The sequence below is a fragment of the Streptomyces rhizosphaerihabitans genome (assembly GCF_025399795.1).
In the GTDB taxonomy this organism is placed as follows: domain Bacteria; phylum Actinomycetota; class Actinomycetes; order Streptomycetales; family Streptomycetaceae; genus Streptomyces; species Streptomyces rhizosphaerihabitans.
Genome location: NZ_JAODTZ010000004.1, coordinates 1 through 23,549 on the forward strand (window position 1 = coordinate 1; position 23,549 = coordinate 23,549).

At 70.8% G+C, this 23,549-nt stretch carries 21 protein-coding genes and 1 riboswitch; of the genes, 6 read left to right on the forward strand and 15 right to left on the reverse strand.

Features of this window, described 5'->3' with window-relative positions:
- Positions 1-217: 217 nt before the first annotated feature.
- Together N4G66_RS04955 and N4G66_RS04960 are read right to left on the reverse strand one after the other, a co-directional pair.
- Positions 218-1,759, reverse strand: coding sequence for an amino acid permease (locus N4G66_RS04955; protein ID WP_261702710.1), 1,542 nt, complete (start codon positions 1,757-1,759; stop codon positions 218-220).
- 49 nt (positions 1,760-1,808) lie between these two features.
- The gene (locus N4G66_RS04960; RefSeq protein WP_261702711.1) at positions 1,809-2,765 is read right to left on the reverse strand and encodes a hypothetical protein; all 957 of its coding nucleotides are present in this window, start codon (positions 2,763-2,765) and stop codon (positions 1,809-1,811) included.
- 232 nt (positions 2,766-2,997) lie between these two features.
- On the opposite strand from N4G66_RS04960, the gene N4G66_RS04965 reads away from it, so the two are divergent.
- Positions 2,998-3,651 carry a uridine kinase family protein gene (locus N4G66_RS04965; RefSeq protein WP_261702712.1) on the forward strand — a complete coding sequence of 218 codons (654 nt, stop codon included), beginning with the start codon at positions 2,998-3,000 and terminating at the stop codon, positions 3,649-3,651.
- Between the two features lie 468 nt (positions 3,652-4,119).
- Positions 4,120-5,985, forward strand: a complete 1,866-nt coding sequence (locus tag N4G66_RS04970) for an AAA family ATPase (protein ID WP_261702713.1) — start codon at positions 4,120-4,122, stop codon at positions 5,983-5,985.
- Positions 5,986-6,065: 80 nt separating this feature from the next.
- Here the strand turns inward: N4G66_RS04970 and N4G66_RS04975 are convergent, their stop codons facing one another.
- The 9 genes from N4G66_RS04975 to N4G66_RS05015 form a co-directional block, all read right to left on the reverse strand.
- A complete protein-coding gene (locus N4G66_RS04975; RefSeq protein ID WP_261702714.1) occupies positions 6,066-7,160 on the reverse strand; it encodes a hemolysin family protein in 1,095 nt (364 codons plus the stop codon).
- Entirely contained in the window at positions 7,157-8,488 is a 1,332-nt protein-coding gene (locus N4G66_RS04980; RefSeq protein ID WP_261702715.1) for a hemolysin family protein, read from the reverse strand. Before N4G66_RS04980 ends, N4G66_RS04975 begins: the two co-directional genes overlap by 4 nt.
- Positions 8,489-8,686: 198 nt before the next feature.
- The gene (locus tag N4G66_RS04985; RefSeq protein ID WP_261702716.1) at positions 8,687-9,154 is read right to left on the reverse strand and encodes a PH domain-containing protein; all 468 of its coding nucleotides are present in this window, start codon (positions 9,152-9,154) and stop codon (positions 8,687-8,689) included.
- Positions 9,155-9,168: 14 nt separating this feature from the next.
- A complete protein-coding gene (gene hisG / locus N4G66_RS04990) occupies positions 9,169-10,026 on the reverse strand; it encodes an ATP phosphoribosyltransferase (RefSeq protein ID WP_261702717.1) in 858 nt (285 codons plus the stop codon).
- A gap of 86 nt (positions 10,027-10,112) precedes the next feature.
- Complete coding sequence (locus tag N4G66_RS04995; protein WP_015661856.1) at positions 10,113-10,385, reverse strand: phosphoribosyl-ATP diphosphatase; 273 nt, start codon at positions 10,383-10,385, stop codon at positions 10,113-10,115.
- A 34-nt stretch (positions 10,386-10,419) separates the two neighbouring features.
- On the reverse strand, positions 10,420-10,905 hold the full coding sequence (gene ribH / locus N4G66_RS05000; protein WP_261702718.1) for a 6,7-dimethyl-8-ribityllumazine synthase: 486 nt from the start codon (positions 10,903-10,905) through the stop codon (positions 10,420-10,422).
- A 157-nt stretch (positions 10,906-11,062) separates the two neighbouring features.
- The gene (locus tag N4G66_RS05005) at positions 11,063-12,400 is read right to left on the reverse strand and encodes a bifunctional 3,4-dihydroxy-2-butanone-4-phosphate synthase/GTP cyclohydrolase II (RefSeq protein ID WP_261702719.1); all 1,338 of its coding nucleotides are present in this window, start codon (positions 12,398-12,400) and stop codon (positions 11,063-11,065) included.
- Positions 12,397-13,032, reverse strand: a complete 636-nt coding sequence (locus N4G66_RS05010) for a nicotinamide mononucleotide transporter family protein (protein WP_261702720.1) — start codon at positions 13,030-13,032, stop codon at positions 12,397-12,399. The genes N4G66_RS05005 and N4G66_RS05010 overlap by 4 nt, the downstream gene beginning before the upstream one ends.
- Complete coding sequence (locus tag N4G66_RS05015) at positions 13,029-13,664, reverse strand: riboflavin synthase (RefSeq protein ID WP_261702721.1); 636 nt, start codon at positions 13,662-13,664, stop codon at positions 13,029-13,031. The genes N4G66_RS05010 and N4G66_RS05015 overlap by 4 nt, the downstream gene beginning before the upstream one ends.
- 152 nt (positions 13,665-13,816) lie before the next feature.
- Positions 13,817-13,947: riboswitch (FMN riboswitch) on the reverse strand.
- A 740-nt stretch (positions 13,948-14,687) separates the two neighbouring features.
- Between N4G66_RS05015 and N4G66_RS05020 the strand changes: the two genes are divergently transcribed.
- Positions 14,688-15,437 (forward strand): SDR family oxidoreductase, encoded by a 750-nt coding sequence (locus tag N4G66_RS05020; protein WP_261702722.1) that lies wholly within the window; start codon positions 14,688-14,690, stop codon positions 15,435-15,437.
- Positions 15,438-15,592: 155 nt separating this feature from the next.
- Here the strand turns inward: N4G66_RS05020 and N4G66_RS05025 are convergent, their stop codons facing one another.
- On the reverse strand, positions 15,593-16,825 hold the full coding sequence (locus N4G66_RS05025) for an ROK family transcriptional regulator (RefSeq protein ID WP_261702723.1): 1,233 nt from the start codon (positions 16,823-16,825) through the stop codon (positions 15,593-15,595).
- Between the two features lie 131 nt (positions 16,826-16,956).
- On the opposite strand from N4G66_RS05025, the gene N4G66_RS05030 reads away from it, so the two are divergent.
- Positions 16,957-18,168, forward strand: a complete 1,212-nt coding sequence (locus tag N4G66_RS05030) for an MFS transporter (RefSeq protein WP_261702724.1) — start codon at positions 16,957-16,959, stop codon at positions 18,166-18,168.
- Here N4G66_RS05030 and N4G66_RS05035 read toward each other — a convergent pair.
- Both N4G66_RS05035 and N4G66_RS05040 read right to left on the reverse strand, forming a co-directional pair.
- On the reverse strand, positions 18,128-18,586 hold the full coding sequence (locus tag N4G66_RS05035; RefSeq protein ID WP_261702725.1) for an acyl-CoA thioesterase: 459 nt from the start codon (positions 18,584-18,586) through the stop codon (positions 18,128-18,130). The two genes, N4G66_RS05030 and N4G66_RS05035, sit on opposite strands and share 41 nt — an antisense overlap.
- A 100-nt stretch (positions 18,587-18,686) precedes the next feature.
- On the reverse strand, positions 18,687-20,027 hold the full coding sequence (locus N4G66_RS05040) for an alginate lyase family protein (protein ID WP_261702726.1): 1,341 nt from the start codon (positions 20,025-20,027) through the stop codon (positions 18,687-18,689).
- A 122-nt stretch (positions 20,028-20,149) separates the two neighbouring features.
- On the opposite strand from N4G66_RS05040, the gene N4G66_RS05045 reads away from it, so the two are divergent.
- Entirely contained in the window at positions 20,150-21,541 is a 1,392-nt protein-coding gene (locus N4G66_RS05045; protein WP_261702727.1) for a uracil-xanthine permease family protein, read from the forward strand.
- Here the strand turns inward: N4G66_RS05045 and N4G66_RS05050 are convergent.
- Positions 21,523-22,632: a glycoside hydrolase family 6 protein gene (locus N4G66_RS05050; protein WP_261702954.1), complete on the reverse strand. Its 1,110-nt coding sequence runs from the start codon at positions 22,630-22,632 to the stop codon at positions 21,523-21,525. The two genes, N4G66_RS05045 and N4G66_RS05050, sit on opposite strands and share 19 nt — an antisense overlap.
- Positions 22,633-22,805: 173 nt before the next feature.
- Between N4G66_RS05050 and N4G66_RS05055 the strand changes: the two genes are divergently transcribed.
- Positions 22,806-23,480, forward strand: coding sequence for a DUF5995 family protein (locus N4G66_RS05055; protein ID WP_261702728.1), 675 nt, complete (start codon positions 22,806-22,808; stop codon positions 23,478-23,480).
- The last annotated feature ends 69 nt before the right edge of the window (positions 23,481-23,549 follow it).

Consider the following 23,549-nt stretch of genomic DNA (forward strand, 5'->3'; position numbering starts at 1 on the left):
TGCGGGACGGCTGTTCGGCTCTGCTCATGGGTGGAGAACCCCCAGGTGTCCGGAACGGGCGGGCCCAATGCTCTGTCGTGCGCCAACTATGTACGCCGGGGGCCGACTTCTGCCAGCACTTCGGCCCGTGCCACGCCTACCAATATTGGTCGGGACCACTGGCATGACCTGGGACGCCTCGGCCCCGGCGGATGCCGGGGCCGAGGCGGACGGAAGATCAGACCAGGTCCATGGCGGCGACCTCGTCGGGGCGGCCGTAGCTGACGGGGCCCTGGAAACGGCGGCGCGCCGTGGCGAACCACCACACCGTCGCGACGATCAGCACCACGGCCAGGGCGATTCCGGCGTAGTTGAAGTTGTCCCCGGTGATCGGGGAGAACTGGGGCAGCATGAAGAGCACACTGCTGGCGAGGATCCAGGTCACGGCCACCCAGCCCACGGGCTTGCTCCAGCGGCCCAGGTTCCAGGGGCCGGGCTGGAACTCGTCGCCGAGCCGCAGCCGCAGGAAGATCGGCACGGCGTAGGCCAGGAAGAGTCCGACGACGTTGACGCTGACGATGGCGGTGAAGGCGGTGTGCGACCACCAGGCCGGCAGGACGAGGGCCAGCGAGCAGGCGACGGCCAGCCAGACGGCCTTGACGGGCGTACGGGTGCGCGGCGAGACGGAGTGCCACCAGCGGGAGCCCGGCATCGCGCCGTCCCGGGAGAAGGCGAAGATCTGCCGGGTGTTGCTGGTCAGGTTGGCCAGACCGCAGAAGAGCATGGACCCGATCACGATGAGCAGAATGAACTTCGCCATGCCCATGCCAAGCCCGTCGATGAGAATCTGCACGGGCGGCGCCGAGGAGCCGGCGACCTGGTCATAATCATGAATGCTGTACACAAGGGCGAGCATCAGGATGAGCCCAGTGATCGCCGAATAGCCGATCGAACGAGTGATCCCCTTCGGCGCGTTGACCGTGGCCCGCACCGTTTCCTCGGACATGTGGAAGCTGCCGTCGAAGCCGGTGAAGGTCCAGCTGGTGACCAGCAGACCGAGCATCCCTCCGTAAATCCCGTTCGTGAAACCGGTGTTGTTCGCGAAATGCGTGACGAACGAAGGCGACTGGTGGTCGTCGGGCATCACGATGAGTGTGCTCACGATCACTACGAGCCCGATCAGCAGCCACCACACGGAGATCCGGTTGAGCAGGGCGACCAGCTGGACGGTGTAGGTATTGGCCAAACCCTGGAGCACGATGATGAGCGCCGTGATCAGGACCGTCTGCTCGGCGGTCGGTTCGTACGAGTGCCACTGCAGGGCGACGAACGCCTGGATGAAGGTGGCGGCCGCGTATCCGGTGGCGGCCGTGCCGCCCACCTGACCCACGAAATTCAGCCACCCCGTGTACCAGGACCAGGCACCCTTGTGCCGCTTGGCGAGCTTACCGGCGGAGAAATAGAGCGCCCCGCTGGTCGGATAGGCGGAGGCGACTTCCGCCATCGCGGCGCCAATGAAGAGCACCATCACGGAGACGCCGATCCAGCCGAACACGAGAATGCGCGGACCACCGGCATTCAATCCGAATCCGAAGGACGAGAAAATACCCGAAATGATGTTGATGATCGTGAAGGAGATCGCGAAATTGTCGAACGCCTGGAATCGGCGGGTGAGTTTTCGCGGATACCCCATCGCGTGAAGCGTCGCGTCGTCGTCGAAGGCGACGGAATCCTTTCCGGCGCCGGTTCTCTCGCGTGGGGCCGATATCCGTTCTGACACAACTGACCTTTCTCTCGGGGTGGTTCAGGACCTCAGGGAGGGCGGCCGGTCAGCCGGCCCCCGGCACGGGAAGGCCGCAGGCGCGGCGGGCGCGGGATAGCTGTTCCTCGGGTTCGCCGAAGACGCTCCACGGCATGCGGCAGGCGTACGGCCCCATGGCCATCAGGACCGCGCGCGCCTCGAACTCGCGCTGCGCCATGAACAGCGCGTGCGCCAGATACGCCAGGTCGAGCACGGGCGTGAAGCGGTACCCGGACGCCGCCGGCAGCCAGTTCTGATAGATCGCGAGCGCTGTGGAGCGCCACTGCGGCTGCTCCCAGGTGCGGTCGACCAGCAGTTGCGTGGGGTTGTAGCTCTCCACCAGGGCCACCAGCGGCAGCAGCCGCAGCGCCGAGGTGGCGGGGGCGCGCTGGCTCAGGAAGGCGGCGACGTCCCAGGCGGCGTTCACGGAGCCGCCGTACCGCGTGAAGAAGAACGCCAGGAACCGGTGATGACCCTCGCGGTTCCACGGGTCGAGGCGGAGGATGTGCGAGAACAGGCGCCAGGGGCCGGGCGGCTGGGTCAGCAGCCCCTGCGGGGCGGGGTCACGCAGGTCGTGCAGCCGGGCCATGGACAGCCGGGCGACCCAGGGCGTGGGATCGGTCCGGTCCATCACCGCGGCCCGGTCGCAGGCGGTCAGCGCTATGCGTTCCAGGGCCTCGGCCCGGTCGTCCTTGGCGTCGGCCGCTCGTAACGCCCGCAGCACGGCCACGCGGGCCCACATCAGCGCGGCCTCGGGGGTCTGCTCCTCGGCCAGCCAGCGTTCGGCCAGGTCGGAGTCGGCGGCCTCGGAGGCGAGGACCAGGGAGCGATGGGCCCGTAATCCGAAGTCCGCGCCGGTCTCCGACAGGGCTTCGTCGGCGCTCAGATAGCGGCCGGCCCGGACATCCATGCAGACGCTCGCGAGTCTGCGGTCGTCGGCCGCCGGATGCCACACATACTGCCCCTCGAATAAGCCCGCGGCCATCTTCCCCTGTCCATCCCCGTACGACGCCTCGCCGTTGCGCAACAGGAACCCTACTCAGCATCCCGGAGTACCGGAACGCCCTATCTGAAATACCTGGTTCCGCAGGGTCGGGAATTTTTGGAGCAGGCCGTCGACCGTCTTGAGGATTGTTCAATGAATGGTTCAATGCGGCACTACCCTGAGCCCATGGATCCGCTGTGAACGGCGCCTCGATAGAATGTTCCCCAGGACTATGCCCACCTCGCACCTCACCCCGGGAAATCCCATTCACGACCTCGCCTCGCGGCTGCGCCGGCTGCCGCCGTCCTGCGGTCCCGTCCGTCTGATCGGCGTGGACGGCCACGCGGGCTCCGGGAAGACCACGTTCGCCGGGGGGCTGGCGACGGCTCTGGGCGGCGCACCCGTACTGCACCTCGACGACATCGCCACCCACGAGGAGCTCTTCGGCTGGACCGGGCGCCTGCTGAGCCGGGTGATCGAGCCGTTCGGGCGCGGCGAGCCGGCGCGCTACGCCCCGTACGACTGGACCGCCCGGGAGTTCGGACCGGTCCGTGAGCTGCCGGCCGCGCCCGTGGTCCTGCTCGAGGGCGTCGGCGCGGGACGCCGCGCGCTGCGCCCGTGGCTCGCGCGACTGCTGTGGATGGAGTTGCCGCACGAGGAGGCCTGGGCGCGGGGGCGGCGACGGGACGGTGAGGCGCAGAGCGCCTTCTGGGCCGAGTGGGTCCGCGCCGAGCGTCGGCACTTCACCGAGGACCCCACGCGGCCGTTCGCGGACCATGTGGTGCGGCAGCGTCCTGAGGGATACGAGGTGCTGCCGGGGCCTGTTGAGACGTCTGGACCGGACCTATTCATCACTCACCGTGATGGACCATCCGCAGCCTGCTGAAGTCGCGAAGAGCCACTCCAGAGAAGTTGCCTCAGTGCCCCAACTCTGCTTGACCAGGGGGTCGTACAGGTCTTACGTTCTGAAGGAGCGGCCTTCGGGAGCCGCCCCGCAGTCGCGAAGCCCCCGGTTGTTCCCCCGTGATCGGGGGCTTCGTTCTGCCCACATCCTCTCTTTCCGGACGCCACCCGGCGTGATTCGCTCACCCTGGGTCACCGCCCTCAGTGCGCCCCATCTGCTCCCACCTCGTGGAACGGGGTGTGCGGCACCCTTCGGCAGGCCCATGAACCGCAGGTACGATGCCTCTCGGTGCGACCTTCGGACGGCTGCTCTGCCGCACCGCTTCAACTCCCGTCCGCGGCACAGTCGTTCGACCAGAGCTGCCGACGGGCACCGGCCCGGCGGCAAGGGGGGTGTCCTGATCCGCGAGGCACTCCCCGACCATCGGGGGCACGGTTTGTGGGGGACGTGATGGACTTCGGCACGCAGGGCCCCGAGGCCCCGGCCGACCTCGCCTGGCTGCGAGGTGTGGACGCCTACACGATGGGCGCCTACCCGCAGGCGGAGGAGGAGTTCCGCGCCGCGGTCCGGATGGACCCCGGTATGGCGGACGGCTGGCTCGGACTGCACGCGCTACGGGTGGACACGACGACCGCGCTGCTGCGGATGTTCCGGCACCGGGACCGCTTCGGCGAACAGCGCTCCCGCCACCGGCGCACCCTCAACTCCTGGTACTGGCTGGGCTGGTGGGTCCAGCCGGTGCTGGAGAGTCCGCGCGACCTGCTGCTCGCGCACGCCTCGCACTGGCTCGACGGACGTCATGTCCCCGAACTGGACCGGGCGTTGGCCGGCCTGCCGCCGGTCGACGCGGACCACCAGGTGCGGTTCCTGCACGCGTGCCGCGCCTATCTGGTCAAGGACTGGGATCAGTTGGTGCGGCACACCGATCCGCTGATCAACGACCCCATGCTCGGCATAGAGGCCGGCCTGTTCGGCGGCATGGCGCGGGTCCGGCTGGAGATGTACGGACAGGCCGAGCCACTGCTGTCGTCCGCCCTGATGCGCTGCCGCAGCGAGCAGCCGCAGCGCAAGGAACTGCGGTACTGGCTGGCCCGCGCCCACGAGGGCACCGGACGCTCCGCCGCCGCGCTGCCCCTGTACCGGGCGGTGCACCGGGTCGACCCCTCCTTCATGGACACCTCTGCGCGCCTCGCGGCCATTTCCGAGGGTGACGGGTACGACGACGCCGCGGCCGATCTCGCGGCGATCACCCTCGCCGGGATCGGGCAGGACGTGCTGGAGGGCCCGGACGGCATGGATCCGCTGTTCGGCTCCGAGGGGCGCGACCTGAGGCTCCCGGAGCCCGATCCTTCGCCGCCCGGCGCCCTGCCGGTCCAGGCCGACGGCTTCCGGGAGAAGGCGGTGATCCCGGTGCAGCCGATGCCCGCGGGACCGACCGACCCCGCCTTACTCGAGGAGGCGCTCGCCGAACTGGAGCGCATGGTGGGCCTGGAGCCCGTGAAACGACAGGTCAAGGCGCTGTCGGCACAGTTGAACATGGCCAGGCTGCGCACCGGGCAGGGCCTGCCGGTGCAGCCGCCGAAACGGCACTTCGTCTTTTCCGGCCCCTCCGGTACCGGCAAGACCACAGTGGCCCGCATTCTCGGCCGGGTCTTCTACGCACTCGGGCTGCTCGGCGGCGACCATCTGGTCGAGGCCCAGCGAGCCGATCTGGTCGGCGAGTACCTCGGCCAGACCGCCGTGAAGGCCAACGAGCTGATCGACTCGGCCATCGGAGGCGTCCTGTTCGTGGACGAGGCGTACTCCCTGTCCAACTCCGGCTACGGCAAGGGCGACGCGTACGGCGACGAAGCCCTCCAGGTCCTGCTGAAGCGGGCCGAGGACAACCGCGACCACCTGGTGGTCATCCTCGCCGGCTACCCCGAGGGCATGGACCGCCTGCTCGCCGCCAACCCCGGTCTCTCCTCGCGCTTCACCAGCCGCGTGGACTTCCCCTCCTACCGCCCCCTCGAACTGACCTCCATCGGTGAGGTGCTGGCCGCCGAGAACGGCGACATCTGGGACGAGGAGGCGCTGGACGAACTGCGCTCGATCGCCGGACACGTCGTCGACCAGGGCTGGATCGACGAACTCGGCAACGGCCGCTTCCTGCGCACCCTGTACGAGAAGAGCTGCGCGTACCGCGATCTGCGGCTGTCGGGATACCCCGGCACACCCTCGCGCGACGACCTGTCGACGTTGCGGCTGCCGGACCTCATGCAGGCCTACGGGGAGGTCCTGTCGGGACGCGGACCGCAGGATCCGTCCGCGATGTGAGAAGGCCCCGGTCCCACCGGAAACCGTACGACCGCCACACGGTCGCACGGCCGCCGGGAAGCCGGGGCCCACGCGCACGATCAGCTCGCCAGCGCCTCCTCGGGGGCCTGGCTGGGGCGCGGCTCCGCGACCCGCGCCGGCGCCGGCGCGACATTGCGGTGCGCCGGGTCGCGTACCTCCCCGACCAGCAGTTCCAGCACGTCCTCAAGCGTCACGAGGCCGAGGACCTTGCCGGAGGCGTCGGCGACCTGGGCCAGGTGGGTGGCGGCGCGGCGCATCACGGTGAGGGCGTCGTCCAGGGGGAGTTCGGACCGCAGGGTGGTCATCGGGCGCCACATCTGCTGCGGGACCGCACGCTCGGACTCCTCCAGGTCGAGAACGTCCTTCACATGCAGATAGCAGCCCATGAAGGCGCCGTTCTCCGCGACCACCGGGAACCGGGAGTACCCGGTACGCGCGGTGAGCGCGACGACCTGACCCGGGGTGACCGAGGGGTCCACGGTGACCAGCGAGCCGCTGTCGAGCAGGACGTCGGTGACCGGGCGGGAGCCGAGCTCCAGGGCGTCCTCGAGGCGCTCCTGCTCCTCGGGGTCGAGAAGGCCCGCCTGTCCGGAGTCCTCGACCAGCCGGTTGAGCTGCTCGCTGGTGAAGACCGCTTCGACCTCGTCCCTGGGCTCGACCCTGAACAGCTTGAGGATCAGCCGCGCGCAGGCGCCGAGGCCCACCGTGACGGGCCGGCACACCCGCGCGAAGGCGACCAGTCCGGGACTGAGCCACAGGGCCGTCTTCTCGGGCGCGGCCATCGCCAGGTTCTTCGGGACCATCTCGCCGATGACGAGGTGGAAGAAGACGACGAGGGCGAGCGCGATCACATAGCCGAGGGGGTGGATCACCGAGTCCGGCAGCCGGACCGCCGCGAAGAGCGGCTCCAGCAGACGGGCGACGGTGGGCTCGGCGACCGCGCCGAGCGTCAGCGAGCACATGGTGATGCCGAACTGTGCCGCCGCCATCATCTGCGGGAGGCGCTCCAGGCCGTACAGCACCTGCCGGGAGCGTGCGGTGCCCAGCGGTTCGATCTGGCTGCGCCGTACGGACACGAGCGCGAACTCGGCGCCGACGAAGAAGCCGTTGGCGAGCACCAGCAGGCCCGCGAACAGGAGTTGGAGCATGCTCATCGGACGGCCTCCGGGGCGAGCACGGTCCGCACCAGGCGGACGCGTTCGGCACGGTAGTGCCCGACCTGCCGCACCACGAGGCGCCAGCCCGGGAGCTCGGCCTTGTCGCCGGGGGCCGGGATCCTGCCGAGCAGGTCGGCGACGAGGCCGGCCACGGTCTCGTACGGTCCCTCGGGCACGTCGAGGCCTATGCGCTGCAGGATGTCCACACGGCAACTGCCGTCGGCGTCCCAGGCCGGCCTGCCGTCCTCGGGAGGAGCGGCCGCGAGCTCGGGCGGTTCGCCCAGCACGTCGTCGTGCTCGTCGCGGACCTCGCCGACGAGTTCCTCGACGATGTCCTCCAGCGTGACGACGCCGGCCGTGCCGCCGTACTCGTCGACGACGACGGCGATCGGCTGCTCACTGCGCAGCCGCTCCAGGAGGGGCTGCACGGGCAGCGTCTCCGGGACGAGCAGCGGGATCTGGGCGATCCGGCCGACGGGGGTGCGCAGCCGGTCGCGCGAGGGGATCGCGAGGGCGTCCTTGAGGTGCACCATGCCGACGATCTCGTCGATCCGCTCCCGGTAGACGGGGAAGCGGGACAGACCGGTGGCACGGGTGAGGTTGACCACGTCCTCGGCGGTGGCCGACGACTGGAGGGCACTGACCTTCACCCGGGGCGTCATGACGTGCTGCGCGGTGAGGTCGGCGAGCGACATGGTGCGGACGAAGAGGTCCGCGGTGTCCTGCTCCAGGGCGCCGGCCCGGGCCGAGTGGCGGGCGAGGGAGACGAGTTCGCCGGGGGTGCGGGCGGAGGCCAGCTCCTCGGCGGGTTCCACGCCCAGGGCCCGGACGAGCCGGTTGGCGACCGTGTTGAGCGCGGCGATCACCGGCCGGAAGAGACGGGAGAAGACGTGCTGCGGGCCGGCGACGAAACGGGCCACCTGGAGCGGCTTGGACACCGCCCAGTTCTTGGGCACGAGTTCACCGATCACCATCTGCACGGCTGAGGCCAGCAGCATGCCGGTCACCACGGCGAAGCCGGGCACCGCGCCCTCGGGCAGTCCGACCGCCCTGAACGGGCCGTCCAGCAGCTGGGCGAGCGCCGGTTCGGCGAGCATGCCGACGACCAGGGAAGTGATGGTGATGCCGAGCTGGGTGCCGGAGAGCTGGAAGGACAGCTCCTTGAGCGACTCCACGACCGTACCGGCGCGCTTGTCGCCGTCGGCGGCGGCCTTCTCGGCGTCGGGGCGCTCGACCGTGACGAGGCCGAACTCCGCGGCCACGAAGAAGCCGTTGGCGAGAATCAGCAGGAACGCCGCGCCAAGGAGCAACAGGGGGATGGTCATGCCGCCGCCTTGCTATGTCGGAAGGGGGCGGCGCAGGTACTACAGGACGATCCGTCCATCGCTGGAGGGAATCACTCCTCGGGTAGCAGGGGGCCTCTGAGGGCTGGAGCACATCGGAGGCGGAGGCGCGATGAAAAACGCCTCCGCCAACAGATTAATCAAGACATGGGCCCTCAGGGCAGAGTGAAAGACCGAGAGTCAGCCCTGATGTTCGTCGCGGTGCCCTTCGGGCTCGCGGATGCCACGGGCCGAAGCAAGTGCACGCAGGGTGCGGGCGTCCTCGATGGCACGCTGTTTGGCGATGCCCGGCTGAATGCCGAGCGCCGGCAGGCTGGTGCCGTCACTGAGGTCGAGGAACACCCAGGGGTCGCCGGGACGCAGGTTGACCTGGAGGATCTCCGCCCAGTCCAGGTGCCGGCGGCTCACGATGTTGACGACGGTGACACCGCTCTCGTCGGCGACGACCTTGGGCCGCGAGAGCAGCAGGAGCACTCCGAAGAGCAGCGCCGCGGTGAAGATGAAGCTGAGCTTCTCCCCCGGGCCGAGTTGCTCCAGAAGCATCGCGACCGTGGTGATGACCACGAGGATCGAGGCACCCGCGGTGAGCAGCACGGCCCGGGTGCGGGCCGGGCGGAAAGTTATGGGAAGGGAGGGAAGGTCCGACATGTCCGTGGGTCCCGTCAGAGCCGGCAGGCGTGGATGGCCGTGGTCAGGATGGCCCGCGCACCGAGCGCGTACAGGTCGTCCATGATCCGCTGGGCCTCCTTGGAGGGGACCATGGCGCGGACGGCGACCCAGCCCTCGTTGTGCAGCGGCGAGATGGTCGGCGACTCCAGGCCGGGAGTGAGCGCGACGGCCTTCTCCAGGTGCTCGGCGCGGCAGTCGTAGTCCATCATCACGTACGTCCGCGCGACCAGGACGCCCTGGAGCCGACGCAGGAACTGCTGCACCTTGGGCTCGGCGTCCTCGGTGCGGTCGGCTCCGACGCGGCGGATGACGATCGCCTCGGACTTCATGATCGGGTCGCCGAAGATCTCCAGACCGGCGTTGCGCAGCGAGGTGCCGGTCTCGACGACGTCCGCGATGACCTCGGCGACGCCGAGCTCGATGGCGGTCTCGACGGCGCCGTCGAGGTGCACGACGGAGGCGTCGACGCCTTGCTCGGCGAGGTGCTTGGCGACGATGCCCTCGTAGGAGGTGGCGACCGTCGTGCCGTTCAGGTCCGCGACGCCGTTCGCGGTGCCCGGCTTGGCGGCGAAGCGGAAGGTGGAGCGGGCGAAGCCGAGCGGGAGGATCTCCTCGGCGTTGGCTCCGGAGTCGATCAGGAGGTCGCGGCCGGTGATGCCGATGTCGAGACGGCCGGACGAGACGTAGATCGCGATGTCCCGGGGGCGGAGGTAGAAGAACTCGACCTCGTTGTTCGGGTCGACGATCCGCAGTTCCTTGGACTCCCGGCGCTGCAGGTAGCCGGCCTCATGCAGCATGTCCGCCGCAGGTCCTGAGAGGGAACCCTTGTTGGGGACGGCGATGCGCAGCATGAGGTCGGCTTCCTTTGCTCGAGGTTGTTCAGGAGGTGGGTGGGACAGGTGGACGTGCTCGGTGGGGGCGATGCGGAGACCGGCCCCTACAGATGCGCGTACACGTCGTCGAGGGAGATCCCGCGCGCGACCATCATCACCTGGACGTGGTAGAGCAGCTGCGAGATTTCCTCGGCGGCGGCGTCCTTGCCCTCGTACTCGGCGGCCATCCAGACCTCTGCGGCCTCTTCGACGACCTTCTTGCCGATGGCATGAACGCCCTTGCCGACCAGCTCGGCGGTGCGTGAAGTGGCGGGGTCGCCCGTGGCGGCCTTGTGCTGGAGCTCGGTGAAGAGCTCCTCGAACGTCTTCTTGGACATGGTGGTCCTCAGCCTACGCGCTCGGTGCCGTACCTCAGTGCCAGGGTTCGGATACTGAGCGGAGGGTGACCGCCGTCGCCACGGCGGCCGTCACCGCCTCGTGCCCCTTGTCCTCGTTGGACCCCTCGATGCCCGCGCGGTCCAGGGCCTGCTCCTCGGTGTCACAGGTCAGCACCCCGAAGCCGATGGGGACACCGGTGTCGATGGAGACCTGGGTGAGGCCCTGGGTGACGCCCTGGCACACATACTCGAAGTGGGGCGTTCCACCCCGGATGACGACGCCGAGCGCGACGATCGCGTCGTAGCCGCGGCCCGCCAGCACCTTGGCGGCGACCGGCAGCTCGAAGCTGCCGGGGACCCGCAGCAGGGTCGGCTCGTCGATTCCCAGCTCGTGCAGGGCGCGCAGCGCGCCGTCGACGAGACCGTCCATCACCTTGTCGTGCCACTGTGCCGCGATGACCGCGACCCGCAGGTCGCCGCAGTTGCGTACGGACAGTTCAGGTGCACCCTTGCCGCTCACGTCTCTCCTTCAGTCCCGCTGTGCCGTGTTGCCGATAGTGCTGTGTGGCCGGTGCTGTGCCGCACCGGTTGTGCTGTCGTACCGATGGTGCTGTGGTGCCGGTACTGCTGTGGTGCCGGTACTGCTGTGTCCTACCGATGGTGCCGCTCGCGCGGGGTCACTGGCTCCCGCAGGCCGACACGGTGGTCGTGTCGAGCCAGGGCAGGTCGTGTCCCATCCGGTCCCGCTTGGTCTGCAGGTAGCGCAGGTTGTGCTCGCCCGCCTGCACGGGCATCGGCTCCCGCCCGGTGACCCGCAGGCCGTACCGGACGAGGGCGTCGGTCTTGTCGGGGTTGTTGGTCAGCAGCCGCAGGCTGCTGACGCCGAGGTCCTCCAGGATCCGCGCGCTGGCGCCGTAGTCACGGGCGTCGGCGGGCAGGCCGAGTTCCAGGTTGGCGTCGAGGGTGTCCCGGCCGCGCTCCTGGAGTTCGTACGCGCGGAGCTTGGAGAGCAGGCCGATGCCGCGCCCCTCGTGGCCGCGCAGGTAGACCACGATGCCGCGGCCCTCGGTCCGGATGAGCTCCATGGACGTCTGGAGCTGGGGGCCGCAGTCGCAGCGCTGCGAATGGAAGACGTCGCCGGTGAGGCACTCGGAGTGGACACGGACGAGGACGTCCTCGCCGTCGCCGATCTCTCCGTGGACGAGGGCGACGTGCTCGACCCCGTCGGCGGTGGAGCGGTAGCCGTACGCGGTGAACTCGCCGAAGGCGGTGGGGAGATGGACCTCGGCCTCGCGGCGGACGGTCGGCGCGGCAGGGGCCGCTCCGGACTCGGCCGACGTTGTGAGCTCGGTGGAGCGGCGGTAGGCGATCAGGTCCTCGATGGAGATGATCGTCAGACCGTGCTTGCGGGCGAAGGGGATCAGCTCGGGCAGCCGGAGCATCCGGCCGTCCTCGCCGGCGATCTCGACGATCGCTCCGGCCGGGCGCAGACCGGCCAGCCGGGCCAGGTCGACGGCGGCCTCGGTGTGGCCGTTGCGGACCAGCACGCCGCCGCTCCGCGCGCGGAGCGGGAAGATGTGGCCGGGGCGCACGAAGTCGTCGGCCCCCGAGACACCGTCCGCGAGGAGCCGCAGGGTGGCGGCGCGGTCGGCCGCCGAGATACCGGTGGTCACCCCGTGCGCGGCGGACGCGTCCACCGACACCGTGAACGCCGTCTTCATCGACTCGGTGTTGTCGTCGACCATCTGCGGCAGGCGCAGCCGGTCGAGCTCGTCGCCCTCCATGGGGGCGCAGATCAGCCCGCGGCACTCGCTCATCATGAAGGCGACGATCTCGGGGGTCGCCATCTCGGCGGCGACGACGAGGTCGCCCTCGTTCTCCCGGTCCTCGTCGTCGACGACCACGATGGGACGGCCGGCCGCGATGTCGGCGATGGCCTGCTCGACCGGGTCGAGCGCGAAGTCCGAGGCATCTTGATCGTGCCCGGTGCTGTACCAAACCGGCGCCGTTGTCATGCCGGGGCTCCTTCCAGGACGGGCTGCCCGGCCTCACGGGAGCGCAGCCACCAGTCGCGCAGGCCCCACAGGACGAGCGCGCCGTACAGGACGTAGACGAAACCGGAGAAGGCGTAGCCGTTGGCGAAGTTGAGCGGGACGCCCACCAGGTCGACCAGCAGCCAGGCGAACCAGAACTCGACCATGCCGCGGGCCTGCGCGTACATGGCGACGATCGTGCCGACGAAGATGTAGGCGTCGGGCCAGGGGTCCCAGGACAGCGTCGGGTACGCGTGGAACAGAGCGCTGACCGCGAGGGTGCCCACGGCCGCGGCGCCCACCATGTACGCGCGCTCGCGCCAGGTGGCGAACCGTACGGAGATGCGTCCGTCCTTGCCCTCGCCGCGGTTCCACTGCCACCAGCCCCACAGGGCGACGGCCATGACCACGACCTGCTTGCCGGCGCTGCCGGTGAGGTGGCCGAAGAAGGCCGCGAAGAGGATGACGCCGGACAGGAACTGGACGGGCCAGCTCCAGAGGGAGCGTCGCCAGCCGAGCGCGAGGGCGATCAGGCCGATGACGTTGCCGATCATGTCCGACCACATGATGTGCTGGTCGAGGAGGACGAAGGCCTCGGAGTTGAGCCAGTTCACTGCCCGGCCCCCTGGACTCCGGGCAGACCGGCGGGCTGCTCGCCCCGGGCGCCGAGCAGCCGCTCGACGTACTTGGCGATGACGTCGACCTCGAGGTTGACCGGATCTCCGGGCTGCTTGCGGCCCAGGGTGGTCAGGTCGAGGGTGGTGGGGATGAGGCTGACGGTGAAGTAGTCCGGGCCTGCGTCGACGACGGTCAGGCTGATGCCGTCGACCGTGATGGAGCCCTTCTCGACCACATAGCGCGAAAGGTCGGCGGGCAGCGAGATCTTGACGATCTCCCAGTTGTCGGACGGCTTGCGCTCGATGACCGCGCCGGTGCCGTCGACGTGTCCCTGCACGATGTGGCCGCCGAGGCGCTCACCCACGGCCATCGGCCGTTCCAGGTTGACGCGGGAGCCCACGGTGAGGGCGCCGAGGCTGGAGCGGTTCAGGGTTTCGGCCATGACGTCGGCGGTGAACTCGTCACCCTCGTGCTCGACGACGGTGAGACAGACTCCGTTGACGGCGATGGAGTCGCCGTGCTGCGCGCCCTGCGTGACGACGGGGCCACGCAGCCGGAAACGCGAGGCGTCGTCGAGCGTCTCGACGGCGGTGACCTCACCCAGCTCTTCGACGATTCCGGTGAACACTTCCCGGGTCCTCCTGCCTCATAGGGCACGGACTCCGGGGCTGTCGATGACGACAGAATGAGCGGACAGCAGCAACCGGGAGCGACGCCGAAAGGTCACTCGTCCCTCAGGACGAGAAGCGACAAACGGCAGCGCGCACAGATGCCCGCCCGCCGCGCACTGCCTCCCATCCGGACTTTAACCGTCGGTCCAGGAATTTCACCTGGTCAACCGGCCGCTGGAAGCGACCGGGTCGCGGACTGTAACCGCCGGTTCGGAATTACACCGACCCCGGAGTGCGCTGCTTCTGGTACAGGGCCAGTCTGCCACGCCCGGCCGACGGCCATGCGGCGGCAGCCCTGTGGGGTGGCTCACAACTGATCGGCCTGGACTTCCACGACAGTGCTTCTCCGGTCAACTTCCGGCGCGCCGCGCACCCTTGGGCCGTACCACGCGACCCCAAAATTGGTCCATACCTATTGACGCTATGGTCTAGTCCTCTTAGTGTCCTCGATCAAGACTGAGTGATCGTTCATCGCCGGTCCCCCCACGATCGACCCGGCGGCGGTGACGAAGGCCCTTGCCCCGCCGCCGGGTCCCCCAGCCGGCACAGGCGGCCCGCCGGAACCTGTGCGGTCCGCGGGCTCGCGGCCTCCGCGAGGCCGGAGGCGTGGCGACGAGCCTCACCGACGACTCCGAGCCGTATCGCCCGCGCCCGTCCGGGCCCGGCCGCCACACGCAGGACCTCTTCGACCCACCCGACGGCACCGGGCGCGGCCGCGGTCCCGCCCGCCACGCGAATCGGCTCCCGTGCGGGGCGGAAAGGTGATCCGGTGCAGGACACGGGCACGGCCCCGCGCAGGACGCGGACGCCGGCCCGTGCGAGGCGCGAACCTGAACCCGTACAGGACAGGGAAGTGACCCCACGCGGAACGAGGACATGGCCCCGCTCGGCGTGTTGTCACATCCGCGGGGGCTGTCCGGTCTCAGTTGGTGAAGGATGCTCCGGCCTGGAGCGTCCGGGCGTCGAAAGGACTGAACCCCATGACCAGGATCCTGGTGACCGGCGGTACCGGAACCCTCGGCCGGCTCGTCACCGAGCGGCTGCGGGCCGACGGGCACGAGGTGCGGGTGCTCAGCCGGCACGCGCAGGTGTACGCCGTCGATCTGCGCGAGGGCGGCATCGGCCTGGACGCGGCCGTCACGGGAGTGGACGCGATCGTCCACTGCGCGACCTCACCCCGAGGGGGCGACGAACGGGCGGCCGCGCAGCTGATCGCGGCCGCGCGCCGGGCGGCCGTCCCGCATCTGGTCTACATCTCGATCGTCGGCGTGGACAGGGTCCCGTTCGGCTACTACAAGAGCAAGCGGGCCGTGGAGAAGCTGATCGAGGAGTCCGGGATCGGGTGGACGATCCTGCGCACCACCCAGTTCCACGACCTCGTCGCCCAGGTCCTCGCGGGGCTCGCGAAGCTGCCCGTACTGATCCTCCCCGCCGGGGTCTCCGACCAGCCGATCGAGGTCGCCGAGGTCGCCGACCGGCTGGCCGGACTGGCTGCCGGTGCGCCCGCGGGGCGCGTCGAGGACATGGGCGGGCCCCAGGTGCGCACGCTCCGTTCGCTGGCCGCAGCCCACCTGCGGGCCACCGGGAAGCGACGCCCGCTGCTCGACGTACGCCTGCCGGGCCGGGCCTACCGGGCGTTCCGGGAGGGGCACCACCTCACACCGAGGCGCGCCGTGGGGAAGGGAACGTTCGAGGACTTCTTGAAGGCACGCTCCCAGAACACGCGCTGACTCGCCCGGTCGCCTCGGGGGCCGCCGGCCTCGGCAGCCCCTGCCGATCCCCGCCCGGGGATCGGCGGAACCCGGACCCGGCACCAGCACCCCACCGGGTCCGCCGGCCCCCGGCTCGACCCGGCACACCGCCCGGGTTCCGCTGACCCCGGGGCCTACCGCGACGACGGCGGAGCGAACAGCTCGTCCTGCGCGCCGTCGCGCGCGGTCAGCAGGGCGCCGCGCAGCACCGCGACTCCGCCCAGCGTGCTCGCGCGCACCTCCGTCGGGAGCGGCGACATCCGGACGAGCCGCCGCTCGACCCGGGCGGCGAGCGCTGCGCCGCCCGCCTGGCCGACCTCGCCGCCGAGGACCACGCAGCCGGGGTCCAGTACGGCGATGACGGAGGCCGCCCCGATGGCGAGGCGGTCGGCGAGGGCGTCGAGGAAGCCGTCGGCGGCCGGCGAGCCGGAGGTCGCCAGCGCCTGCCGCACCAGCGCCGCGGCGTGCGGTTCGTAGCCCTCGGGCCGCGCCGGGACACCGTGCTCCGCCGCCAGCTCCGCGATCGCCGCGGACCCGACCAGCGAGTGGAAGCCGCCCCCGCAGTCGGTCGCCGAGGGGAGACTCGTGGTGCCCGGCACCGGAAGGAAACCGATCTCCCCGGTGCCTCCCGAGGCACCGCGGCGCAGGGCGCCGTCGAGGACCACGGCGGCGCCGGTTCCGTGGCCCAGCCACAGCAGGACGAAGGTGTCGCGGTCGCGGGCGATGCCGTCACGTTGTTCGGCGAGGGCGGCGAGGTTGGTCTCGTTCTCGACGAGGACGCGGGCCTCGGGGAGCCGTTCCTGGAGGGCCGCGACCAGGCGCCGGTGCCATGCGGGCAGGGCGGAGGAGTCGCGGAGTTCGCCGGTGGCGGGGTCGATCAGGCCGGGCGCGCCGATGCCCACGGTGTGCAGCCTGCCCCACCCCTGGGCGAGTTCGCGCGGGGGCGGGGCCCCGAGGGCGCCCGCCTCCTTGGCCACCCTCTCGACCAGCGCGACGGCCTGCTCCACCGCCGGTGCGGTCCCGGTGTCCCCGCCGATCGGCACGGACGCCTCGGCCAGGACGTGACCGACCAGGTCGGAGACGACGACGGAGACTCCTTCCGTACGGACGTCCAGCGCGGCCAGGTGGGCGCGGTCCGCGACGATCCCGTAGACCCGGGCGTTCGGGCCGCGCCGCTGCTCCCCCGATTCGCCGACGACCGTGATGAGGCCGGAGGCCGTGAGGCGTTCGACGAGGTCGGCGACGGTCGGCCGGGACAGTCCGGTGAGCTGCTTCAACCGCCCTGCCGTCAACGGGCCTTCCTGCTGCAACAGCCGCAGGGCGAGCCGGTCGTTGATGGCCCGTGCGGTGCTCGGGGATGCGGGCATGCCGGGAATCCTCCCAGATCGGCGGGGTCGCCCGGCGGGCGGGCGACGAGCGATCGTCTATCTATCAGGCAGGGTTCCTGATAGTTTACTGCGGCAGAACGTGGAACCATCACCCGGGGAGGGGTCGGAGCATGAGTGAAGTGGTCTGCGACCAGCGCGAGGTGAAGCGCGCCCGGTACGCCGTGGCGGCCGTCTTCGCCGTGCACGGAGCCGTCACCGGATCCTTCGCGACCCGTGTGCCGTGGATCCAGGACCATGCGTCGGTCAGCGCGGGGCAGCTCGGTTTCGCCCTCGCCTTCACCGCCCTCGGCGCGTCCTGCTCGATGCCGCTGGCCGGCCGGATCACCCACCACTTCGGCAGCCGTACGGCGCTGCGCGGGCTCATGACGCTGTGGACGCTGGCACTGGTCCTCCCGTCCCTCGCGCCGAACCTGCTCACCCTGTGCCTCGCGATGTTCGTCTACGGCGCCACGGCGGGGATGGCGGATGTCGCCATGAACGCGCTGGGTGTCGAGGTCGAGAACCGGCTCGACAAGTCGATCATGTCCGGGCTGCACGGGATGTGGAGCGCCGGCGCACTGATCGGCGCGGCGGCCGGCACCCTCGCCGCCCAACTGGGCGCGGACGCGCGCCTGCACCACGCTCTGGCCGCGGCGGCCCTCACCCTCGTCGGACTGGTCGCCTGTCGCTGGGTGCTCGATCTGCGGCCCACCGAGGACGAGGAGCCGCCGCCGCGCTTCGCGCTGCCTCCCCGGTCGGCGCTGCTCATCGGCACGATCGGCTTCTGCGCGGTGTTCGCGGAGGGCGCGAGCCTGGACTGGTCGGCGGTCTACCTGCGCGACCAGCTGGACACCTCGGCCGGTCTCGCCGCGGCCTCGACCACCGGCTTCATGCTGACCATGGCGGTGGCCCGACTGGTCGGCGACTCGGTGGTGAACCGGTTCGGCGCCGTGCGCACCGTGCGGGCGGGCGGTGTGCTGGCCGTGCTCGGCGGACTGCTGATCGTCGTCGCGGAGCATCCGGCCGTGGCGATGGGCGGCTTCGCGCTGCTCGGCCTCGGCATCGCGGTCGTCGTCCCGCTCTGCTTCGCGGCGGCCGGACGCAGCGGCCCGAACCCCAGTCAGGCCATCGCGGGCGTCGCGACCATCACGTACACCTCGGGGCTGATCGCGCCGAGCCTGATCGGGTCGGTGGCACAGGCGACGAGCCTGATGGTGTCGTTCGGACTGGTCACGGTCCTGGCGTTCGGGCTCACCGTGCTCGCGGGCGTGCTGCGCGCCGGGGACCGCGACCGTCCGAGGATCAGTCCCCCGAGCGCAGCAGTTCCCGACCCACGGCCCTGAACCGCTCGCTCCACGGCGTCGGGCGCAGGGTCCCGGCGTCGAGCCGGACGAGCACCCGGGTTCCGTGCGCGTAGGTGACCGCGCCGTCGAGGGAGCAGAAGCGGAAGCCGTACGTCAGCCCGGTGTTCCCGAGCCGTTCCAGCCAGAGGTGGACGGCGTACGCGCCGGGACGGCTGACCGGGGCCTCGTAGGTGATCCGCAGTTCCTTGACGGCGTTGCACGAGTCGCCCGCCGCCTCCCAGTCGCCCTCGAACCCGAAGCCGCGCTCGTTCCACAGAGCGGTCCAGGCCCGCTCGACCATGACGGGGTAGCGGGCGTTGTGCAGCAGTCCGAGCGCGTCGAGGTCGTCGAAGTGGACGGTGACGGGCAGGAGCCGTCCGTACGGGATGGCGGGGGCGACGGGGGCTTCGGCGGTCACGGGCGGGACTCCTGGGACGTACGGCGTACGGATGGGGCAGGCATGGCTGAAACGCCACCCCCATCCTAAGCAAACGCTCAGGAGTCCTCTCCCGCCGGGATCACCCCGTGATCGAGTCCAGTTGCTCGGCGGCCGGCCGCAGCTCCCACAGATCGCCGCCGGGCGGTGCTTCGAGCTTCGGCAGGGCGGATCGCGCGGCCCGGTCCCCTGCATCGGCGGCCGCGTGCACCACGTCGCTCGCCGCGAAGCGGTAGAACTCCAGCTCGGGACGGTCCCACGGCTCGGCGCCGGTCGCCGCGGGCAGCAGGTAGTCGACGGCCTTGAACAGGCTCTGACCGTCCGGCCCTTGATACTTCCAGAGGTCCACGCCGACATGCCGGCCGATGGCCGCGAGCCGGGTGTACGCGACCAGGTCGAAGGTCGAGTAGTGCCAGCTGCGGGTGCGGGCCAGCTCCTGGGGCTGGCTCCCGTCGGCGGCGATCTGCGGGTCGATGCGCAGGGCGCGCGCGGCGAGCACGGTCCGCCGGGCGAGGGCCCGGTCGCCGGTCGCGTACGCGAGGGCGGCGAGCTGCATGTCGTAGAACGTGCCGTGGTTGTTCCGGGCGGCGCCCTCCTCCTTGCCGAAGGCGCTGTCCGTCAGCCAGTCCCGGAAGCCGGTGTTCCAGTCGAGCATGGCGGCCCGGTCCTGCCGGGACCAGCCGGGGGCGCCGGTGTCCAGGACGGCGATCGCGTCGAGGACGCTGGTGTAGGACTGCGAGAAGTCGATGACACCGATGGCCCGGCCGTCGTACTTGCAGGGGATGAACTGGCCGTGGTCGAGGTTCGGGTTCATCCGCGTCGCCGGGTCGAGGAACCAGGTGCGCAGGACCTGGGAGGCCTTCTCCGCGTACTGCTTCCTGCCGGTGTAGTACCAGGCGAGCGCGAGGTCGTACGTCGAGTCGAAGACCTTCTCGACGTCCTGGCGGTCGGTGCCGGTGTCCACCTCGGGGTTGCGCTGTCCGTCGCGCTGGACGTACGGGCAGCCCCAGGGGTTGTCGGCCGTGGCGGGCTGCGAGGGCCACCAGTACGGGGCTTGGCTGAGGTAGTCGTGGACATCGCCGCCGGGGGCCGGTTTCGGCTTGTCGACGACCGTCCAGGGGCCCTGGTCCAGCCAGTTGTCGGCGCGGGCCGTCAACGCCCGCAGCGAGTGGGCGAGTCGGCGGTCGCCGTGGTCCAGGCGGAGGCGGGTCCGCCGGAGCCGGCCGCCGTCGAGGACCGCGGTCCTCGGGATTCCGGGCGCGGTGCGAGCGGACGCCGGGAGGAAGTCCACGGACGCGGTACGAGCGGATGCCGGGGCGGCGGCCACGGATGCCGTACCGGCGGACGCCGAGGGGACGACGACGGACGCGAGGGCGACGGCGGCCGCGGCGACCACCACGCCCAGTCTGGATCGTGCACTCACGGAACACTCCGATCAGGCATATGAACGATGTTCACGAGTGGGGCCGTGCGAGCGTAGAGGCCGCTGATCGACCCTGACAATGGTCCGGACAGATTCACGTACAGAGAAAGCGAATCCTCACCATGGACCTCGGCGTGCGCTGGAAACTGCACGGCGACGGGCGGACACCCGCCCCGGGAGCGGTCGTCCGCCCCGATGAACGCCTCACCTGGCCCCGGACCCTCGGGCTCGGCGCCCAGCACGTGGTGGCCATGTTCGGGGCGTCCTTCGTGGCACCCGTCCTGATGGGACTCGACCCCAACCTCGCGATCATGATGTCCGGTGTCGCGACCGTCATCTTCCTGCTCGCCACCCGCGGCCGCGTGCCCAGCTACCTGGGCTGTTCGCTCTCCTTCGTGGGCGTCGCCGCCGTGATCCGCGCGCAGGGCGGCACCAGCGCGACGGTGACCGGCGCGTGCTTCGTGGTCGGCGTCGTGCTGTTCCTGGCGGGTCTGGCCGTCCAGCGGTTCGGGGCCCGGATCATCCATGCCGCGATGCCGCCGATCGTGACCGGCGCGGTCGTCATGCTGATCGGCTTCAACCTGGCGCCGGTGACCGCGTCCGCCTACTGGCCGCAGGACCAGTGGACGGCCCTGCTCACCATGCTGGCCACCGGCGCGGCCGTGGTGTGCCTGCGCGGCTTCTGGTCACGCATCGCGATCTTCCTCGGGCTGGTCTTCGGCTACGTCATCTCCTGGGCCTTCGACCGGATCTTCGGCCGGATCCACTCGGTCGACGCGAGCGGCAAGGTCACCGACCACTGGCGTCTGGACCTCTCCGGGGTCGAGAAGGCCGACTGGATCGGACTGCCGTCCTTCCACGGACCCTCGTTCCAGTGGTCGGCGGTCCTCGTCGCGCTGCCGGTGGTGATCGCGCTGGTCGCCGAGAACGCCGGGCACGTCAAGGCCGTCGGCGAGATGACCGGCGACCCGCTGGACGACAAGCTGGGCACCGCGATCTCCGCGGACGGCGCCGCCTCCATGCTCTCCACCGCGGTCGGCGGCCCGCCCAACACCACGTACTCCGAGAACATCGGCGTGATGGCCGCGACCCGGGTCTACTCCACGGCCGCCTACTGGGCCGCCGCCGGCTTCGCCCTGCTCTTCGGCGTGTGCCCCAAGTTCGGCGCGGTGGTGGCGGCCGTCCCGGGCGGCGTCCTCGGCGGCATCACCGTCATCCTGTACGGGATGATCGGGCTGCTCGGCGCCCAGATCTGGCTCAACGCCCGGGTGGACCTGCGCAATCCGCTGAACCTGGTGCCGGCCGCCGCGGGCATCATCATCGGCATCGGCGGTGTCACCCTGAAGTTCACCGACAACTTCTCGCTGAACGGCATCGCGCTCGGCACCATCGTCGTGATCACCGGCTACCACGCGCTGCGGGCGATGGCCCCGCCCCACCTCAAGCAGGAGCCGCTGCTCGACTCCGGGACGTCCGCGTACGACGATCCCGGGGATCAGCCCGCCAGCTCATAGGCGTAATCCGCCGAGAAGGTCCCGGGTGTGCCCCGGCAGCCGTCCGACTCACCCGGCGGCTTCACCCACAGATAGGCGTCGATCCCCTCCTCCCCCGTGTTCAGGGTCGGCGCCGGTCCGATCCTGCGGCCCGGCGGATCGCACCACGCGCCGCCGGGGGCGGCGCCGTTGCCGTTGCGGCTGGTGTCGATGACGGCGCCCAGGCCCGCGGGTCCGCCGAGCGCGGACAGCACGCGCCGGGCATAGGCGATCTCGTCACTCGTCCGGTTGAAGTTGGAGACATTGGTGAAGACGCCGTCGGAGGAGGCGGGTGAGGCCGCGCCCGCCCGGCGGAGCAGCGCGGCCTGTGCGGCCGCCGGGTTCCAGTCGGAGTTGCCCGCGTCGTAGTAGACCCGGGCCCTGGGGTTCGCCGCCTTCAGGACGCGGCCGGCGCGGGCCAGGGAGGCGAAGCGGTCGGCCCGCCCGCCCTCGGTGAGGCAGTCGGACTGGGCGACCGAGTCGGGCTCCAGGACGACGACGACCTCGCCGGAGCCGAGCCCCGCCGCGAAGCCGTCGATCCAGCCGTCGTAGGCGGCGAGGTCGGGCGCCCCGCCCTCCGAGGCGCCGTCGCAGTCGCGTTGCGGGATCGTGTAGGGCACGAGGACGGGCACCCGGCCCCGCGCGGCGGCCGCCGACGTCACGGCCCTGACCCGCGCGGTGACGGTGGCCGGTGTGAAGTCCGCGAACCACACGGCGGCCGGGCGGTCGGCGATCCGGGACTCGATGACCGCGCGCCGGGCGTCACCGGGATGGGCGTCGAGCCAGTCGCGTACCTGGGAGTCGAAGTGGCGGTAGAGGAGCGCGGGGGCTGCCGCGGTCCGTGACCTCCTCACCGTCGGCGAGGGGTCTGGAACCGGTTTTGGGGTGGCCCGCCCCGACGGGGACGGCGCGGCCGAGCCGTGCGACGGCGTCGGCACATCCGACGGCGGCCCCAGGGCTGACGCGTGGGTGACCAGCGGTTGCGCGCCCTTCGCGGGGTGCCCGTCGTCGAGCGCGGACACCGTCCCCGTCACGGTGCCGACCGCCACCACGACCGAGGCCACGGCGACCATGACACCGCGTGCGGCGGACCGGCCGTGTTCGGTCCCGCTCTGGACCGGCCGCTGCGCACGTAAGCCTGACACGTACTGTTCCCCCCACTCCCGCCACGGCCGCGTTCCCCCGTTCTGGGGAAGCCTTCGGCCCGGCGGCACGTCGGCCACCCTAGGACTGGGACGCTGCCCTCATGGCGCAGTCGGCACAGTTCACCACTCCCGTTGACACGGTCGTCTCCCGTATGCGCGCCCTGGACGCGAGGCTCCCCGAGCGCGACGGTCTCGCCGTCTTCAACCGCGTCTACCTCACCGTCACCGAGGAGTTCGACCGGCATCTGGACGCCGGGGCCTTCCCGGACCGCTTGGCCGCGATGACGCTGGACGTGCGGTTCGCGCACCGCTATCTGGCGGTGGCCGAGGAGGGCCGGGCGCCCGCCTGCTGGCGGCCGCTGCTGCGCTTCCGCCGCCATCCGGGGGTACGTCCGCTGCAGTTCGCGCTCGCGGGCATCAACGCGCACATCGGGCACGATCTGGCGCTCGCCGTGGTGGACACCTGTCGTACGCTCGCGTGCGAACCGGCCGACCTGGAGGACGAGTTCGACCGTGTGGGCGATCTCCTCGTCTCGCTGGAGGAGCACATCCGCGAAGAACTGATGCCGGGCCCCGACCTGCTCCAGATCGCCGATCCGCTCACCCATCTGCTCGGCTCCTGGAGCCTGGAGCGGGCGCGCGAGGCCACCTGGGCGGCGGCGCGGACCCTGTGGGCGCTGCGCGGACTCCCCGACCTGGCCGAGGAGTTCGGCGAGCGCCTCGACGCGGCGGTGGGACTGGCCGGCCGGATGCTGCTCACGCCCCTGTCTGACTGATCCGGCCACGCGGTGCGGTCCTCACCGGAACCCCGGGCGGATCACTGTACGTTGAACGGTCGGCACACC